Origin of the sequence: Streptomyces sp. SID3343, from assembly GCF_009865215.1 — a bacterium.
In the GTDB taxonomy this organism is placed as follows: domain Bacteria; phylum Actinomycetota; class Actinomycetes; order Streptomycetales; family Streptomycetaceae; genus Embleya.
Genome location: NZ_WWJX01000143.1, coordinates 1 through 16,410 on the forward strand (window position 1 = coordinate 1; position 16,410 = coordinate 16,410).

General features: G+C 71.0%; 12 protein-coding genes. 5 read left to right on the forward strand and 7 right to left on the reverse strand.

Annotation, left to right across the window (positions count from 1 at the left end; all coding sequences use genetic code 11):
• Positions 1–266: hypothetical protein (locus tag GT354_RS04725; protein WP_161354893.1), on the reverse strand; the 266-nt coding region annotated here is incomplete at its 3' end.
• A gap of 268 nt (positions 267–534) precedes the next feature.
• Between GT354_RS04725 and GT354_RS04730 the strand changes: the two genes are divergently transcribed.
• The gene (locus tag GT354_RS04730) at positions 535–2,403 is read left to right on the forward strand and encodes an AfsR/SARP family transcriptional regulator (RefSeq protein ID WP_161354894.1); all 1,869 of its coding nucleotides are present in this window, start codon (positions 535–537) and stop codon (positions 2,401–2,403) included.
• Here the strand turns inward: GT354_RS04730 and GT354_RS04735 are convergent.
• Genes GT354_RS04735 through GT354_RS04750 form a run of 4 tightly spaced genes read right to left on the reverse strand, consistent with a single transcriptional unit; the run spans position 2,368 to position 7,111 of the window.
• Entirely contained in the window at positions 2,368–3,003 is a 636-nt protein-coding gene (locus tag GT354_RS04735; RefSeq protein ID WP_237534373.1) for a GAF domain-containing protein, read from the reverse strand. The genes GT354_RS04730 and GT354_RS04735 overlap by 36 nt on opposite strands.
• Before the next feature lie 31 nt (positions 3,004–3,034).
• Positions 3,035–3,856 (reverse strand): S8 family serine peptidase, encoded by an 822-nt coding sequence (locus tag GT354_RS04740; protein ID WP_161354896.1) that lies wholly within the window; start codon positions 3,854–3,856, stop codon positions 3,035–3,037.
• Positions 3,853–6,945 carry an adenylate/guanylate cyclase domain-containing protein gene (locus tag GT354_RS04745; RefSeq protein ID WP_237534371.1) on the reverse strand — a complete coding sequence of 1,031 codons (3,093 nt, stop codon included), beginning with the start codon at positions 6,943–6,945 and terminating at the stop codon, positions 3,853–3,855. The genes GT354_RS04740 and GT354_RS04745 overlap by 4 nt, the downstream gene beginning before the upstream one ends.
• 16 nt (positions 6,946–6,961) lie before the next feature.
• On the reverse strand, positions 6,962–7,111 hold the full coding sequence (locus tag GT354_RS04750; protein ID WP_161354898.1) for a hypothetical protein: 150 nt from the start codon (positions 7,109–7,111) through the stop codon (positions 6,962–6,964).
• Between the two features lie 259 nt (positions 7,112–7,370).
• On the opposite strand from GT354_RS04750, the gene GT354_RS04755 reads away from it, so the two are divergent.
• From GT354_RS04755 to GT354_RS04770, 4 genes are all read left to right on the forward strand, one after another.
• Positions 7,371–8,555: a radical SAM protein gene (locus GT354_RS04755; RefSeq protein WP_161354899.1), complete on the forward strand. Its 1,185-nt coding sequence runs from the start codon at positions 7,371–7,373 to the stop codon at positions 8,553–8,555.
• 20 nt (positions 8,556–8,575) lie between these two features.
• Positions 8,576–9,829 (forward strand): MFS transporter, encoded by a 1,254-nt coding sequence (locus tag GT354_RS04760; RefSeq protein WP_346011852.1) that lies wholly within the window; start codon positions 8,576–8,578, stop codon positions 9,827–9,829.
• Positions 9,822–11,873 (forward strand): prolyl oligopeptidase family serine peptidase, encoded by a 2,052-nt coding sequence (locus tag GT354_RS04765; RefSeq protein ID WP_161354901.1) that lies wholly within the window; start codon positions 9,822–9,824, stop codon positions 11,871–11,873. Before GT354_RS04760 ends, GT354_RS04765 begins: the two co-directional genes overlap by 8 nt.
• Positions 11,874–11,955: 82 nt before the next feature.
• On the forward strand, positions 11,956–14,016 hold the full coding sequence (locus GT354_RS04770; protein WP_161354902.1) for a thioredoxin domain-containing protein: 2,061 nt from the start codon (positions 11,956–11,958) through the stop codon (positions 14,014–14,016).
• Between the two features lie 28 nt (positions 14,017–14,044).
• Here GT354_RS04770 and GT354_RS04775 read toward each other — a convergent pair whose 3' ends face one another.
• Together GT354_RS04775 and GT354_RS04780 are read right to left on the reverse strand one after the other, a co-directional pair.
• Positions 14,045–14,677, reverse strand: coding sequence for a TetR family transcriptional regulator (locus GT354_RS04775; RefSeq protein ID WP_161354903.1), 633 nt, complete (start codon positions 14,675–14,677; stop codon positions 14,045–14,047).
• Positions 14,646–16,280, reverse strand: a complete 1,635-nt coding sequence (locus GT354_RS04780) for an MFS transporter (RefSeq protein WP_161354904.1) — start codon at positions 16,278–16,280, stop codon at positions 14,646–14,648. Before GT354_RS04780 ends, GT354_RS04775 begins: the two co-directional genes overlap by 32 nt.
• Positions 16,281–16,410 lie beyond the last annotated feature (130 nt).

Genomic DNA, 16,410 nt, shown 5'->3' on the forward strand with positions numbered 1-16,410 from the left:
ACATCCGGGGTCGCCCCGAGGGTGGAGCCCAGTTGCACGCCGCACGGCGCGTTGTCCTCGTCGTTGCCCGCGCTGTGGGCTTGGACATCCGGGGTCGCCCCGAGGGTGGAGCCCAGTTGTACGCCGCACGGCGCGTTGTCCTCGTCGTCGCCCGCGCTGTGCGCCTGCACATCCGGGGCCACGTTGGGTGCGCCCAGTTGTACGCCGCACGGCGCGTTGTCCTCGTCGTCGCCCGTGCTGTGCGCCTGGACATCGGGGTTGGCCATGCACATCTCCTCTGGCTCGGGGTCGGATGTCATCCGACGTCACGGTGCGAAGCTACGAGCCGGCGGTTGAGGTCCGGTATGTGTGGAGCTGCCTGGCAGCTTGTGCCCGCTCCGAGTTCCCCGGATCGCCCGCACCCTCTTCCTCGCTGTCCTTGCCACGCATCCGTTTGTCCGCGAAGCTACAAATCTGAGCGCAGACGTGACGAACAGTGACTACGTCGGTCTGCGATGTGCTGCGCCCGGTGCGCACTGTCGTGGGGAGGGCCTGATGGCCGGGAGCAGCGATGTCGCAAGTCCTCTGCGCTTCAAGATTCTCGGACCGCTGCAGTTGTGTTCGGGCGGTATCCGGCTCGAACTCGGCCCGTACAAGCAGCGGGTGCTGCTTGCCGCGCTGCTCTGCCGGGCGAACACCGTGGTGTCGGTCGATCAGCTCATCGACGCGCTGTGGGACGGTGACCAGCCCCGCACCGCGCGCAAGAACCTGCAGGTATATGTGTCCGCGTTGCGCAAGATCGCGCGCGGTCACATCGATCACGTGCCGTACGGCTACAGCTTGCGGGCGACGGTAGAGGAGTCGGACTTGTTGAAGTTCGACCAACTCGCCGCCGCCGGGCGCCAAGCGCAGCGTGAGGGCAACGCGGGCGGAGCCTGCGCCCTGTTCGGGGAGGCGGTGCGGCTCTGGCGGGACGAGCCGTTGGTCGATCTGCTGGGCAGCGCCTTCGTCGCCCACGAGTCGCAGCGGCTGGCCGACCGCTTTCTCGCCGTCTACGAGGATTGGGCCGAGCTCGAGGTCGAGGCGGGCCGGGCGCTCGGTCTGCTGGACCGGCTGGGCGAATTAGCCGGGCGGCACCCGTTCAGGGAACGGGTGACCGCCTTGCACATGACGGCGCTCGACCAGGTCGGCGGCAGGTGGCAGGCACTCGCCTGCTTCGAGAACCACCGACAGTTCATCGCCCGGGAACTCGGACTCGACCCCAGCCCGGTGCTCCGCCGGCTCTACCGTGAGATCCTGGCCGGCGAATCCTCGGCACAGCAGCACCCGGCGGCCCACGTCGGCGGCGGCCGGCCGACGATTCGATCGAGGCCCGCCCAACTGCCCCGCGATCTGTCCGACTTCGTGAGTCGCAAGGACCAGGTCGAGGAACTGGTAGGTGCCCTGACCAGCGACTCCCGATGTACCGATGTCGCGGCCATCTCCGGACCGACCGGTGTCGGCAAGACCGCACTCGCCGTCCACGTCGGCCATCTCGTCGCCGACCGTTTCGCGGACGGTCAGATCTTCGTCTCCCTGAGCCACCCCGACGGGATGGCGCGCGAGTGGCGCGAGGTCATGACCGAACTGCTGCGAGGCACCGGACTCGACGTCACACTGCCGCAGGCGGAAACCTCGGCGCTGGCGTTGTGGCGTTCCTGGGTCGCCGAGCGTCAGTTCCTCTTCGTGCTCGACGGTGCGACGAGCGAGGCCCAGATTCGTCGGTTGCTGCCGGGGCGCGGAGAGAGCCGCACCCTGCTCACCGCGTCGCGCAAGCTCAGCGGGCTGGAGTGTGTCCACCGCTTGGAGTTGGGCGAGTTCTCTCCCGCCGAGGCCCTGGACCTGTTGGAACGCGTGCTCGGCAAGGCCAGGGTCGCGGACGCGAGTGGTGCCTTGCACCGGATCCGGGAGTTCTACGGCCTGTCCCCGCTGGTCGTGCGCACCCTCGCGGGGAAACTCACCGTGCAGCGTCACCTGTCGCTGCGCGAGTACGCGGACCAGCTCGGCCGACTGCCCGCGGCGCTCGACGAACTCCGCGTCGGAGACGTGTCGGTCCACGACGGTTACCTCAGGTTCCACCAGAGCCTGACGCCACCTCAGCAGGCGGCGTTCGGGGTACTGGGCGCGCTGCCCAGGCCCGCTGTCGACCAAGCGGGCCTGCTGGCGGCCTTGGGCGGTCCGGCGGAGTCCGCCACCCGGATCGTGGAGGAACTGATGGAGGCCAACGTGGTCGTCGTCGACGACGACGACGAGGTGATGGCCCACACCGTCCACTACCGGATGCCGGCGCTGGCGTACCGGTACGCGGCCGTCCTTCGCGGAAGCAGCGACACGACACCCTCCGACCGGTCAGCGAACCATGCCGGAGAGCACCTCGTGCAGTGAGTCGACCAGCCGCAGGCCGCCGGCCCGCTGCGCGGGCCCCAACTCGGCGAGGACCCGGACGATTTCGGCCAGCCGCTCGAACTCCGCGCCACCGAGGTCCAGCGCCCGCCGCGCCGCCCGGCTGCGGACAAGGCCGTGTAGGGCGAGCCCCGCCTGGCCGGCGAAGGCCGCCAGCAGGTCCAGATCGGCGATGCTGGAGCGAGACTGCGGGTGCGGATCGAGCACCTGGATGACGCCGAGGATCTCCTCCCGGTGGACCACCGGGGCCGCCATGATCGAGTTCGGTACGTAGCGGGTCCGCTTTGCCAGGTCCTGTGCGAAGAGCGGGCTGTCCGCGAGGTCGTCCACGGTCATCGACTCGCCGGTGTCGACAACCCAGCCGGCGATGCCCCGGTGTGCCGGGAACCTGGTGCCGACGAGGAACTCCTCGCCCTCTCCCGACACCGCCTCGAAGACCAGCTCGTCGGCGTCCCGGTCGAACAGGAAGATCGAGCTCGCCGCCGCGCCGAAGATCGAACGCGCCACCCCCACGATCGAGGCGAGCAACTCGCGGTCGTCCGGGCCGGGATCGGCCAAGGCCCCGGAGATGGCCGCGATCATCGCTGCGGAGTCCGCCGGCTGGTTCATGGATTCAGGCTCCTCGCACGTTTGCTGCCGTCAGATAGAGAATGGTCTTCAGCTCGAAGGGCGTCAGCGAGGGATGCTTGCCGAGGATCAGCGCGCTCAGCCCGGCGATGTGCGGCGCCGCGAAGCTGTTGCCGGTGTTGCGGGTAGTACCGCCGTTCGGTCCGGCGACGGGAACGGCTTGGCCCCGGGCGAAGAACTCCACCGGCGGTGACGGGTTGTAGAGCACCAGCGCCGAGTCGTCCTCGGCATGGCTGCCGACCGAGATCACCGACGAGAACCGCCAAGGGAAGCTCTCGATCCTGGAGTTGTGCGCCGAGGCGACGATCACCGAGCCGTTGAAGTAGGCGTCGTCGGCCAGTTCGCGCAGCTCCTGGTTGAACTGCGGACGTGAGGTCGACAGGCTCAGATTGATCACCTCGAAGCGCTGCTCGATGGCCCAGCGCAGACCGGTGAGCAACGCGTCGCCCGTCCCGCCGCCCTTCTCGCCGAGGATCCGGACGCTGTGCAGCTCGCAGCCGGGGGCGATCCGGCGGACGATGCTCGCACAGGCCGTCCCGTGGCCGCAGGTGTCGCCCGGATCCACCTTGCCGACTTCCGGGCCCTCGTCCCGGTTGAGCACGGCGTACGAACCGGCGAGCTCCCCGATCAGCGGATGTCCGGCTTCGATGCCGCTGTCGACGACACACACTCGTACGCCGCTCCCGTCGGCGCCTCCGTAGGCCCACTCGGGTGTGATCAGGCCGGCGTCCGCGGTGGCGATCGGGATGTCGCAGGGTCGGCGGTCGAGCAGATTCCAGGTCAGGGCGTCGGTACGGGTCGTGGTCATCTTTCGGCCGGCTCTCCCAACAGGCGCTTCGTCCGCGCCACTCCGACGAGGTGTCCCTTGGCGGCGTATCGTCGTTGCGCGGCCAGGATTGCCGTCCGCGCCTGGTGAGGCAGGCCGAGCGCGGTCCTGGCGTATGCCAGGTCGAGACACGTCGTGGCCTGATCGGCCGGGGAGTCGGTGCGGTGCGCCAGCAGCACGGCCCCGCGGGCCAGCCGCAGGGCTTCGGCGTGCTCCCCGTTCAGCGCACGGATCCTGGCCAGTACGCCGTACCGGTTGGCCTGCACCCCCGGGTACCCGTCCGCGACCGTGATGTCCTCGACCAGCGCCGCGGCCTGCCGCCAGTCCTGCCCGGCCAGGTGCACGCGGGCCAGCTCCAGCGAGGTGGTGTGGATCAGGCCGCCCGCCCGCAGTGCGCGGGCCGCGTCCAATGCCTCGCGCAGCGCGTCCTCGGCCTGCGCCGGCCGGTCCGTCAGAGCGGCGAGCACGCCGTCGAGCAGCGGCCGGAACACCGCTCCCTCGCCGTAGGCCAGCGCCGCCATCGCGTGCTGGGTACCGGCCAGGCACTCGGCGGCCTGTTCGGCTCGGCCCTGAATCGCGTGCAGCACCGTGAGCGGGAAGCCCAGCGTGACCTGTACGGCCAGCCGGTCGGCACCGTGCGCGGCCAGCAGCGACTCGCAGCGGGCGACTGCGGCCGGCGCGGGATCGGGCCCTCGCCAGAGCGAGATTCCCATCGCTCCCAGGGTGTTGGCCAGATCCCGGTCGGCCGCCGCGGCGATCGAGTGGGTCAGCGCGTGACTCAGCACCCGGAGAGCTTGGGCGTGCCGGCCGCGGCGCTGGCAGAAGCCCGCGATGACCAGGCGGCTCCGGGCCAGCCCGAGATCGTCGCCGGTGGCTTCGAAGACCGCGAGTGCGTCGCTCGCCGTGCGTTCCAACGTCGCGTCGTCGTGCTCGCACGCGGCCAAGTGCAGCCGGGCGTGGGCGGCCGTCCCCACCGCGCTGTGCTCGTCGGCCTCGGCCACCGCCCGGCGCAGTACCTCGCGGGCCTTGCCCGGCTGACCGGACGTCAGCAGCGCCTCCCCCAGGTGCTGGAGCAGCTCGGGGCGGCCCGGGTCGCCCGGCTCGGCGAGTTCGGCGGCACGTTGGAAGAGCGTCAGTGCCCAGGGCAGGTCGACCCGCCCGAGCGCGCCTGCCCCCGCCACCGCCAGATGTCGCACCGCGCGCCGGCGCAGCACGCTGTTGCGCTCGTCGAGGCGGCCGACGGCGCTGCGGTAGCGGTAGGCCATCTCCAGATGGGTTCCGATCAACGCGTCCGGCCGAGCGGCGTGCGAGAGGTACTCGGCGTAGCGCTCGTGGAGTTCTCCGCGCCGGAGTTTGGTCAGGCCCTCGTAGGCGACCCGTTGGGTGACGCCGTTGACGAAGCAGTAGGCGGCGCTCGCGCCGAACGGCCGGCGCATCGGCTTGACCAGCCCGCGCCGGGTGAGTGTGCGGAGCACCGCGGTACGGCCGGCCGGGGTCTGCGGGTCGTCGTCGAGCCGGTCCAGGTCCGCGGAGTCGAACTCGCGTCCCACGACCGCCGCGTTGCGCAGGACGGTTCGATCCGTCTCGGCCAGCCGGTCGATTCGAGCGGCGACCAGGGCGTGCAGGTTGGGGGGAAGTTCCTGAACGCCGCCCGACTCCTGGACCATGGCGGCGAGTTGCTCCAGGTAGAGCGGGTTGCCGTCGGCTTGCGCCACGATCTGCTCGGTGGCCGCAGCGTCGTGCAGGGTGAGGTCGACCAGATGGGCGGCGAGGACGGCGGAGTCCGCGTCGGAGAGGTTGGTGACGCTCACCGTGGTCGAGTTGGCGCGGCCCGTTCCCCAACTCGGGCAGGCGTCCATCAGCTCGGGGCGGGCCAGGCACAGGACCATGATGGGCAGCCGGCGAAGGTCCTCCACCAGCCGGTCGAGCAGGCCGAGGAAGGGTTGGTCGGCCCAGTGGAGGTCGTCCAGGACCAGCAGCACCGGCCGTTCGCCGGTGAGCACGGTCAGCACATGCGCGACCGCCGCGCACGTGTCGTCCTCGGAAGGCGCCGGCGTGCCGTCGAGCAGCAGCCCGGTGCGGAGCAACGCGACAGCCTGCTGGGAGCCGCTCTGCCGCTCGACCTCCGTGACGAGCGGCGCTATGCACTCGGCGAGCGCGTGCAGCGAGCCGCCGGTACCGGCCGCGCGGCAGCGGCCCGAACCCACCGGGTCCACCGATCCGGCGCTACGGCGCAGCCATTCGTCGACCAGGCGGGATTTCCCGATGCCCGCTTCCCCCAGCAGCGTGAGGACATGGACGTCGCTCTCCTCGACCACGCGCCGCCAGGCCAGGTCGAGTTCGCTCAGGTACCGTTCGCGGCCGACGAAGGGCACGTCGAAGCGGTGCATGGTCTCCGGGTCGGGGTCGGCGAGGGCGATCAGCCGGGCCGCCTCGAGTCGCCCCGCCACTCCCTTGAGCCGCAGCGGGCCGACGTCCGCGGTGGTCAGCGCGGGTCCGGCGGCCCGGCAGGTCTGGGCGCTGAGCAGGATCTCGCCGGGGCCGGCCGCCTGCTCCAGCCGGGCGGCGATGTTCACCACCTCACCGGAGACCAGTGCCTGCCGCCTGGCCGGATCCGCCGTGGTGACCACCTCACCGGTGTGCACGCCGATCCGCGCGCCGAGCCGTACCCGATGGTCGCGCTCCAGCTCCGTGTTCAGGTCGCCCAGCGCGGCCAGCATGTCCACGGCGGCGTCGAGTGCCCGGCGGGTGTCGTCCTCCCTGGTGGCGGTGAGGCCGAAGACGGCCATCACCGCGTCGCCGATGAACTTCTCGACGATCCCGCCGTGGGCCGCGATGCGACGCTCCATCAACTCGTAGTAGCGCAGCAGGATCGAGCGGAGCAGTTCGACGTCGAGCGCGCCCGAAAGCTCGGTGGAGCCGACGAGGTCGCAGAAGAGCACGGTGACCACTCGGCGTTCCTCCGCCGTGTGCCGCTCGGCATTCGGCGACTCGGCCGAGGCCGGGGTGCCGCACTGGGAGCAGAAGAGTGCTCCGGCATCAAGTTCCGCCGCGCAGGACGGGCAGCTCATCGGTCGGCGTCCGGGGTCAGTACGCGGTCATGTCGCCGATGCACCACGGGGTTTCACCGTCGTCTCCGCCTGCGGCGTGCAGCACGACCTCGTGCTCCTCGGTGTCGGGTTCGAGTGCGGTGTCCTCGTGCTCGGCGGGCACATCCTCGGGTGTCGGCTCGGTCACGTCGATCACACCTTCCATGACGTCGGTCGGCACTCGGAGCCCAACGCGGGGTCACAACTCGGTTCAGAGCGAGGCTAGAGCTGCCCAGTTGGGGTTCGGTTTGCGTCCGGTATGCCCCGGACCGGGCGTTCCCGCCCCGCGTCGGCAGCTATCGGCCAACCTGTCGCATACCGACGCCAAACCAGCCCTGCCTAGCGTCGCGGTGTGAACCGCCAGGGCCCGCCGAGGGCGGCCGTGCCCGTCGAAACCTGGGAGAGAGATGATCGGCACCCGGCTGGACGACGTCGACGCGCCACGCCTGATCAGGAGCGACCGCGGCTGGTGGTTCATCGGCAATCGGACCTGGACCCTGCTCAAACCGGAACACGTCGGTGCGGACGGGGAGTTGCGCCCGGACATCGACGCCTTCCTGCGCCGCGAAGGCGCCTACCGCGAGCGCACCGCCAAGTCCTTCTCGCTGACCGTACTGACGAGCACCGCCTGCAACCTCGGCTGCGGCTACTGCTTCCAGAACACCGGCCAGGACCCGAAGGGCGGCCACCGCCCGCCACGGATCAACCTCAAGCGGCTGAACACCCGAACCATCGACCGGATCGTCGACTTCACCCGCGAGCGGATGGCCGAGGCCGATCTCGCCAAGCTCTATCTGTTGCTCTTCGGCGGCGAGCCGCTGCTCAATCCCAAGGGTTGCCTGGAACTGCTGGAGCGCTGCGCGCCACTCGGCCTCGGTGCCGCGGCGATGACGACCAACGGGGTGCTGCTCACCCGCGGCCTGGCCGTCGAGCTCGGCGAGGCCGGTCTGCGCGCCGTGCAGATCACCTTCGACGGAAGCCGGGTCGACCACGACACGACCCGCGTCACCCACGCCGGCGGGTCCACCTTCGACGCCATCGTCGCCAATATCGCGGCGGCGACGGCGGCGACCGACCTGCGGTGGAACTTCCGGGTCAATGTCTCGCACCACAACGTCGACCGGATCGGCGAGCTCATCGACCAATTGGACGGCCACGTCGAACCGAACCGCTGCGCGTTCACCTTCGCCTGGGTCGGCGACGCGGGCATCGGGTACAGCAACGACCTCGCCCGAGCGCGGGAGGTCGAGGACCACTTCGTCGAGTGGACGGTCCGATCGATGGAGCGGGGCTACCAGGTCGTCCGGCCCAGCATGCGGACGACCTGTCAGATCTGCTCGGTGCCCGGCGGACCGCAGGGAGCGGTGGTCAACGCCGACGGCACCCTGTTCAGTAGCTGGCAGTCGGCCGGCAAGCCGGGTATGGAAGTCGGGCACATCGACCACGGCTATCTGGACCCGGGCACCGTACCGGACCGCTGGGTGACCTGCGGCTACGAGTATCAGCAGGACGACACCGACCTGATGGCCCGCTTCCAGGACAACGTCGACGGGCGAATCCTCGACCACCTGCAGTCCACCGGCCGCCTGTAGGGGGAACCGTGTCGGCAGGCGTGCTCCGAACCAACCGGAACTTCCGTCGGTCCCTTTTGGCGGACCTCACCTCCAATGTCGGCTCGGCCGTCTCGATCATCGCCTTTCCACTGCTGGTGCTCAGCCTGGGCGGAAACGCGGTGCAGGCCGGTGCGGTCGCCACCGTCTCCCTGGTGACCAGGCTGGCCTTTCGCCTCCCGGCCGGGAGCCTGGTCGACCGGTGGGACCGGCGCAAGGTGATGCTGACGGCCGACCTGGTGCGTTTCCTGGCGGTGTCCACCATTCCGCTGGTGGCCCTGTGGGGATCGCCGCACTACGTCCACCTGCTGGCGGTGGCCATGGTCGAGGGGCTTGCCACCGCGCTGTTCGGGCCCGCCAACACGGTCCTCGTGCGCGACATCGTCGTCGAGCGGGATCTGGCCCAGGCCCTGGGCGTCGGCCAGGCCGTCCAGGCGGCGGTGAATCTGGCCGGTCCGGCCCTCGGCGGCGCGCTCTACGCGGTCGATCGAATGCTGCCGTTCGTCGTGGACGCGCTCTCGTACGCGGTATCGGCCGTGCTGCTCTGGCGGATCACGGTCCGGCCCGCCGCCACCGCCGCGCGCACCGGCGACCGCGGCCTGATGGCGGGCATCCGCTGGCTGGTGCGGCAGCGGGAGCTCTTCGTGATCATGCTCTACGCCGCCGTGATCAACCTGGTCTCGGCCGCCATCGATGTGACGGTCATTTTGGAACTGCGTGACAACGGTTCGTCCAGCTCGGTGATCGGACCCATCCTGTCCTGCGCGGGCGTCGGCGCGATCATCGGCTCGCTGCTGGCTCCGTGGCTCGTCAAACGGCTGAGCGTGCCGGCCATCCTGCTCGGTATCGGGGCCGGTTGGACGACCATCCTGGCGGTGTTCGCGGTGGCCTTCCAGCCATGGCTGGTCGCTCTTCTTCTCACCGTGCTGATGATGCTGTCGCCGTCGGCCGGGGTGATCGTCGGTCACGCCCTGCTCGCGCGGGCCCCCCGGCACCTGCTCGGCCGGGTCAGCGCCGCCACCGGCCTGCTGCTGAGCGGTCTGGCCGCGCTCGGCCCGATTGCGGCCGGCCTGCTCTTCCAGGGCCTCGGTGGCGCCCGCTCCTGGGTGATGCTCGCGGTTTTGACGGGGGCGGTCACGGCGGTCGGCTGGATCCCGCTGCAGGCGACCCGGCGGCTGAACGCCACCGCCGCACCCGACCCGGAACCGGCCGTTGTCGCCCACTCCACCGACTTGGGAGCATCCCCGGATGACTGACGACCCGTACCGCCGGTTGGAAGACGCCTCGGCGCCGGAGGTGTCGGAGTGGACGGAGAAGCAGGAGTCGGCCTACCAGGCCGCCGCCGACGGTTGGCGGGCGCGGGAGAGTCTGTACGCCGAGTTGACCTCGCTCTCCGAGCGGCTCGGCGTCGGGTCCGCGCCCCGTCCCGCGGGCGGACGGCTGTTCCTGACCCGCGTGTTGCCGGGGGCCGAGCACCCGGAACTGGTGGTCGTCGAACCGTCGGGCGCCGTACGGGTGTTGGTTGATCCCGCACGGGCCGACCCCAGCGGCGGCACGACGCTGGAGGAGTGGGAGCCGTCCTGGGACGGCAGGTTGCTCTCGTACCAACTGGCGCCCGGCGGCCGGGAGGACGCCGCCCTGTACGTCCTGGACGTGGACTCGGGGCGGCTTGTCGACGGGCCGATCGACCGGGTACGCCGGACGACGGTGGCCTGGCTGCCGGACGGCAGCGGCTTCTACTACGTCCGGCGGCTGCACCCTTCGCTCAACCCCGGCGAGGGCCAGTACCACCGGCGGGTCCGGCTGCACCTGATCGGGACCGACGCGGACGACGACCCGGTGATCTTCGGTACCGGCCGGGAGAAGACCCAGCACTACACCGTGCGCGTCTCGGCCGACGGCCGCTGGTTGGTCGTCAGTGCCGCTGCCGGCACGGCGCCCCGGAAGGATGTGTGGCTGGCGGACCTGACCGCCGCGCCCCTGCGGGCGCCGCTGCTGCGGACCGTGCAGGAGGGCGTCGACGCTCGTTCGCTGCTCCACATCCGGCCGGGCACGGATGCGGACGGCCGCTGCTATCTCAGTACCGATCTGCACACTCGCCGCGGCCGCGTGGTCACGGCCACGCCGGGCGAACCCACGCCCGAGACCTGGACCGACCTGATCCCGGAGGACCCGGAGGCCGTCCTCGAGGACTTCGCGATCCTCGACGGGCCCGAATCGGCCCGGCCGGTCATGCTGGTCGTGCGGACCAGACACGCCGTCAGCGAGATCACGGTGCACGACCTCGCGGACGGCAGTCTGCTCGGCTCGGTGCCCATCCCGCCGTGCGGCACGGTCGGCAAGGTCAGGGTCGCCGCTTCCGACGCCCACCAAGCCTGGTTCGTCTACACCGACTTCGGCACACCCCCGGTCGTCCTGCGCTACGACGCGCGGACCGGGGCACTCGACACGTGGCCCGTCCCGGGCACCTTGGCACCGGTGCCCACGCCGGACCTCACCACCCGTCAGGTCACCTTCACCTCCCTCGACGGGACCCTGGTCCGGATGTTCGTCATCGCCCGGCGCGACACGCCGGACCGGCCCCGTCCCACCCTCCTCACCGGCTACGGCGGCTTCGCGCAGTCGCTCACCCCGGCCTACTCGCCCGAGGCCATCGCCTGGGTCCGGGCCGGTGGGGTGTACGCGGTGGCCAACCTGCGAGGCGGCGGCGAGGAGGGCGAGGACTGGCACCGCGCCGGCATGCTCGACCGGAAGCAGAACACCTTCGACGACTTCCACGCCGCCGCGGGCCACCTGGTCGCCTCCGGGTGGACGACCTCGCGGCAGCTCGGGATCTGGGGCGCCTCCAACGGCGGCCTCCTGGTCGGTGTCGCACTCACCCAACGGCCCGCCGCCTACGGCGCCGTGGTCTGCATGGCCCCCCTCCTCGACATGGCGCGCTACGAACTCTTCGGCCTGGGCCCGAGCTGGGTCGGCGAGTACGGCAGCGCCACCGACCCCGACCAGTACGCATACCTGCTCACCTACTCCCCGTACCACCACGTCCGCTCGGGCACCGCCTACCCGGCCGTTCTCCTCGCCGTCTTCGACGGCGACAGCCGCGTCGACCCCCTCCACGCCCGCAAGATGTGCGCGGCCCTCCAGGACTCCACCAGCAGCGGCAAACCCATCCTCTTCCGGCTGGAACGCGGCGCCGGCCACGGCGCCCGCGCCACCTCCCGCCGCGCCGCCCTCTTCGCCGACACGCTCGCCTTCTTCACCGACCAACTGGGTCCAATCCAGCCGGTCCCGGACGCTTGATCGGGTGCCGCGTACGAGTTCCGACCCCTGGATCGGACCCGCAAAGCCGGGCGGCCGGTCCGGGTCGTGCGACGATGCGGGCATGAATCGACTGGCGGACGCGACGTCGCCCTACCTGCTCCAGCACGCCTCCAATCCGGTGGATTGGTGGCCATGGGGCGAGGACGCCTTCGCCGAGGCCCGCCGCCGCGACGTGCCGATCCTGCTGAGCATCGGCTACAGCGCGTGCCACTGGTGTCATGTCATGGCGCACGAGTCCTTCGAGGACGAGGCCACGGCCGCGTTGATCAACGAGAAGTTCGTCGCGGTCAAGGTCGATCGGGAGGAACGGCCCGATGTGGACGCGGTGTACATGGAGGCCACGGTCGCCATGAACAATGGTCAGGGTGGCTGGCCGATGACCGTTTTCGCGACGCCCGACGGCGAGCCGTTTCACTGCGGGACGTACTACCCGGCCGAGGCGCATCACGGGATGCCCTCGTTTCGGCAGCTGATGTACGCGGTCGACGTCGCGTGGAGGGACCGCAACGACGAGGTGCGCCGCGCCGGTACCCAGATCGCGGCGAGTCTGGCCGCGCCGCGCGAGTTGCACGCGGGGGGCGAGGTGCCCACCGCGGCCGACCTGGATCTCGCGGTGGCCCGACTCGCGCAGGACTACGACCCGGCCAACGGTGGGTTCGGTACCGCGCCCAAGTTTCCGCCGTCGATGGTGCTCGAATTCCTGCTCCGGCAGTACGCGCGGACCGAGGACGACACGGCCTTGGAGATCGCCCGCAACACGTGTGAGGCGATGGCCCGCGGCGGGATCTACGATCAGCTCGGCGGCGGCTTCGCGCGTTACTCGGTGGACGCCGAGTGGGTGGTGCCGCACTTCGAGAAGATGCTCTACGACAACGCCCAGTTGATCCGCGTCTACACGCACCTGTGGCGCGCGACCGGAAGCGAGTTCGCGCGCCGGATCGCGCTGGGGACCGCCGACTTCGTGGTGCGCGAACTCCGCACCCCCGAGGGCGCGTTCGCGTCGGCGCTCGATGCCGACAGCCTCGACGGCGAGGGCAAGTCGGTCGAGGGCGCGTTCTACGCGTGGACGCCCGCCGAGCTGACCGAGGTGCTCGGCGCCGAGGACGGCGCGTGGGCGGCGGAGTTGTTCGGGGTCACCGAGGACGGCACCTTCGAGCACGGCACGTCGGTGTTGCGGCTGGCCGAGGACCCGGACGACGTCGAGCGCTTCGAGTCGGTGCGGGAGCGGTTGCTCGCCGCGCGCGACCTGCGGCCCCGGCCCGGCCGCGACGACAAGGTCGTCGCGGCGTGGAACGGGCTCGCGATCGCGGCCCTGGCCGAGGCCGGCACCCTCTTCTCCCGCCCCGACCTGCTCGACGCCGCGCTCGCCGCGGCCGATCTGTTGCTGGCCGTACACCTGGGCGGCGACGAGGACGACGAGCTGGGCGACCGCCTCGTGCGCACGTCGCGCGACGGCAGGCCGGGCCCCAACGCGGGCGTCTTGGAGGACTACGCGGACGTCGCGGAGGGCTTCCTCGCGCTGTACGCGGTCACCTCGGACGACGCCTGGTTGACCTTCGCCGGCGTGCTCGTGGACGTCGTGCTCGGCCACTTCGTCGACGAGGACGGCGCGCTGTACGACACGGCCGACGACGCCGAGGAGCTGTTCCGCCGGCCGCAGGACCCCACCGACGGGGTCACCCCGTCGGGCTGGACCGGCGCGGCCGGCGCCCTGCTGGGCTACGCGGCGTATCTGGGCTCGCCCGAACACCGCGACGCGGCCGGGCGGGCGCTGGGCATCGTGCGGGTGCTCGCGGGCCGGTCGCCGCGCAGCATCGGGTGGGGCCTGGCGGTCGCCGAGGCGTGGTTGGACGGGCCGCGCGAGATCGCCGTCGTCGGCCCGCGCGACGACGACGCGACCTGGGCGCTCTACCTGACCGCGCTGATGTCCACCGCCCCCGGCGCGGTGGTCGCGATGGGCGACCCCACCGACGAGTCGCCGATGCCGCTGCTGCGCGACCGCCCGCTGGTCGACGGTCGCCCGGCCGCCTACGTCTGCCGACACTTCACGTGCGACGCCCCGGTCACCGACCCGGAACAACTGGCCGAACAAATCCTCGCCAAGGCAGTCGCCACCGCCTGACCAGGGCAACCATCCACCCGCGTCCCCGTCACTGTTCGGTGCGCAAGCCCGCCTGGAGGTACCCCAGGGCCCGGTCGAGCTGGTCGAGCGGGTCGGCGAGGAAGCCGCCCTCGGCCCACATCGTCATGGCTTCCGACAACGCGGCGTTGATCGACGCCGAGGCCACCCGCAGTTCGAAGTCGTTCGCCGGGCGCCCGGTGCGCTCGGCGAACGCGGCGGCGAAGACCTGCCAGGACTCCATCTGCTGATCGTAGGTGCGCCGGCGCAGCGCCGGCACGGTGCGGATCAGCGTGAGGCGGGTCTCCAGTTCGGCGCGATCGTGCCGCAGGACCTCCCGGAGAACGCCCATGATGCCGGTGCGCACGACGCTGACCAGACTTGCGTCCTCCGGGGCGTCGACCAGCGCTCGCGCCAGGAGCGGGTCGTACTCGTCGTTGAGTACGACGTCCTCCTTGCTCGGGAAGTAGCGGAAGAAGGTGCTGGGCGAGACGTCGGCGGCCTCCGCGATCTGGTCGACGGTCGTCGCGTCGTAACCCTGCTCCCGGAACAGCCGATAGGCCTCGCGGCGGATCGCCAACCGGGTCTTGAGTTTCTTGCGCTCGCGCAACCCCGCGGGGGCGTGGAACGGGTCAGGGGAGGAGGGTTGCACCTTCGCGGTCATGCCCCGATTCTCCCAACTCGGGGGAGGGCGTAGCCGGCGCCCGGGTGGAATCGGTGCGCCGCGGCAGGAAGATCGCGACCGCGACACCGACGACCAGGGCCGACCCCGCGCAGATCAGCAGGGCGACGTCCATGCCGTGCACGAACGCCGCGTGCGCCGAATCGAGGAGCGTGCCGTCCCCCGTGTGGGTCGCGACCTTGACCGCGCCGCCGAGCGAGTCGCGGGCGGTGTCGGCGACCTGTGCCGAGCGGCCGGACGTGTCGATGCGGTCGACGTAGGCGGAGGCGAGCACGCTGCCCAGGATCGCGACCCCGAACGCCCCGGCGACCTGGCGCAACGTCTGCACGAGTGCCGAGCCCATCCCGGTGCGTTCCGGCGCCAGGTTGGCCATCACCGCGTCCATCGACGGCACGAGCGAGAGCCCGACGCCGAGGCCGGTCACGGTCAGCCAGGCGGCGGTCCATCCGTAGCCGTCGTCCGCCGATCCGGTGGCGCCCATCAACAGTCCGCCGCCGAGCACGAACAGGCCGGCGGGGATGACGACCTTGTGGCCGAATCGCGGTGCGAGGCGGTTGCTCGCGAGCGACGTCACGAACAGCCCGAGCAGCATCGGCAGCAACCGCAGCCCGGTGCCGAACGCGTTGTACCCGTCCACGCCCTGGAAGCGCTGCGGCACCAGGAACAGCACCCCCGCCATCGCGAACGAGGGGATCAGCGTGGCGATCGTGGCCCACAGGAAGTTCCGGTCGCGAAAGAGCCCGAAGTCGATCATCGGCCGCTGTGCGCGCACCTCGCGCAGCACCACGCCCGCCACCAACAGAGCGCCCGCCGCGAACATCACCAGCACACGTGGGTCACCCCAGCCCCGGTCGGGGGCCTCGATGACCGCGAACACGAGCAGGGTCAGGCCCGCGACGGCGCACCCGATCACCCCGACGTCGATCCGCGGCGCGTCGGAGGTCGTCCGCGACGTCGGCAGCAGGAACCCGCACACCAGCAGCGCGAGCGCGACCACCGGGATGTTGATCAGGAACACCGAGCCCCACCAGAAGTGCTCCAGCAGCCACCCGCCCAGGATCGGGCCGAGGGGGATGCCCAAAGCCGTGCTCGCGGCCCAGATCGAGATCGCCTTGGCCCGCTCCGCCGGCGGGAACAGCGACGGCAGGATCGACAACGACAGGGGCATGATGAACGCCCCGCCGACTCCCATCAGCGCGCGAGCGGCGATCACCCCGCCGACCGAGCCCACCAGCGCGCCGACCACGGACCCCGCGGCGAACACGCCGAGCCCCACCAGCAGGAAGCGGCGGCGCCCGTAGCGGTCGCCGATCAGTCCGGCCGGGAGCATGCCGGCGGCGAACACCACGATGTAGGAATCGGCGATCCATTGCAGGTCGCCCGTGGTCGCGCCGAGTTGGTCGCTCATGGTCGGCATCGCCACGTTGATGATCGTGGTGTCGAGGCCGACCACGAGCAGCCCGATCACCAGGGCGCCCAGCGCCCACCACCGCCGAGGATCCGGCGGTGCCTTGCCCGCTCCCGGTACGCCCTCGGTCGACCCCACATCGGCCGACCCCACATCGGCCGAACCTGCCTCAATCATGACAGCACCCATCGATTGACTGATTCTTGCTTATGACAGTAGCTGTCAAAGTTGAGAGTCAGTCAAAAGTTCCGGGCAAAGAACACCCAAAAAAACCGAGGCCCGACACTCCGGGGGAGTGCGGGCCTCG

Bases quoted from the DNA above. Each gene is read 5' to 3' on its own strand.
- GT354_RS04730 (WP_161354894.1), top strand. From the start codon at position 535: ATGGCCGGGAGCAGCGATGTCGCAAGTCCTCTGCGCTTCAAGATTCTC.
- GT354_RS04775 (WP_161354903.1), bottom strand. From the start codon at position 14,677: ATGACCGCGAAGGTGCAACCCTCCTCCCCTGACCCGTTCCACGCCCCC.
- GT354_RS04765 (WP_161354901.1), top strand. From the start codon at position 9,822: ATGACTGACGACCCGTACCGCCGGTTGGAAGACGCCTCGGCGCCGGAG.
- GT354_RS04740 (WP_161354896.1), bottom strand. From the start codon at position 3,856: ATGACCACGACCCGTACCGACGCCCTGACCTGGAATCTGCTCGACCGC.
- GT354_RS04770 (WP_161354902.1), top strand. From the start codon at position 11,956: ATGAATCGACTGGCGGACGCGACGTCGCCCTACCTGCTCCAGCACGCC.
- GT354_RS04745 (WP_237534371.1), bottom strand. From the start codon at position 6,945: ATGAGCTGCCCGTCCTGCGCGGCGGAACTTGATGCCGGAGCACTCTTC.
- GT354_RS04735 (WP_237534373.1), bottom strand. From the start codon at position 3,003: ATGATCGCGGCCATCTCCGGGGCCTTGGCCGATCCCGGCCCGGACGAC.
- GT354_RS04755 (WP_161354899.1), top strand. From the start codon at position 7,371: ATGATCGGCACCCGGCTGGACGACGTCGACGCGCCACGCCTGATCAGG.
- GT354_RS04780 (WP_161354904.1), bottom strand. From the start codon at position 16,280: ATGATTGAGGCAGGTTCGGCCGATGTGGGGTCGGCCGATGTGGGGTCG.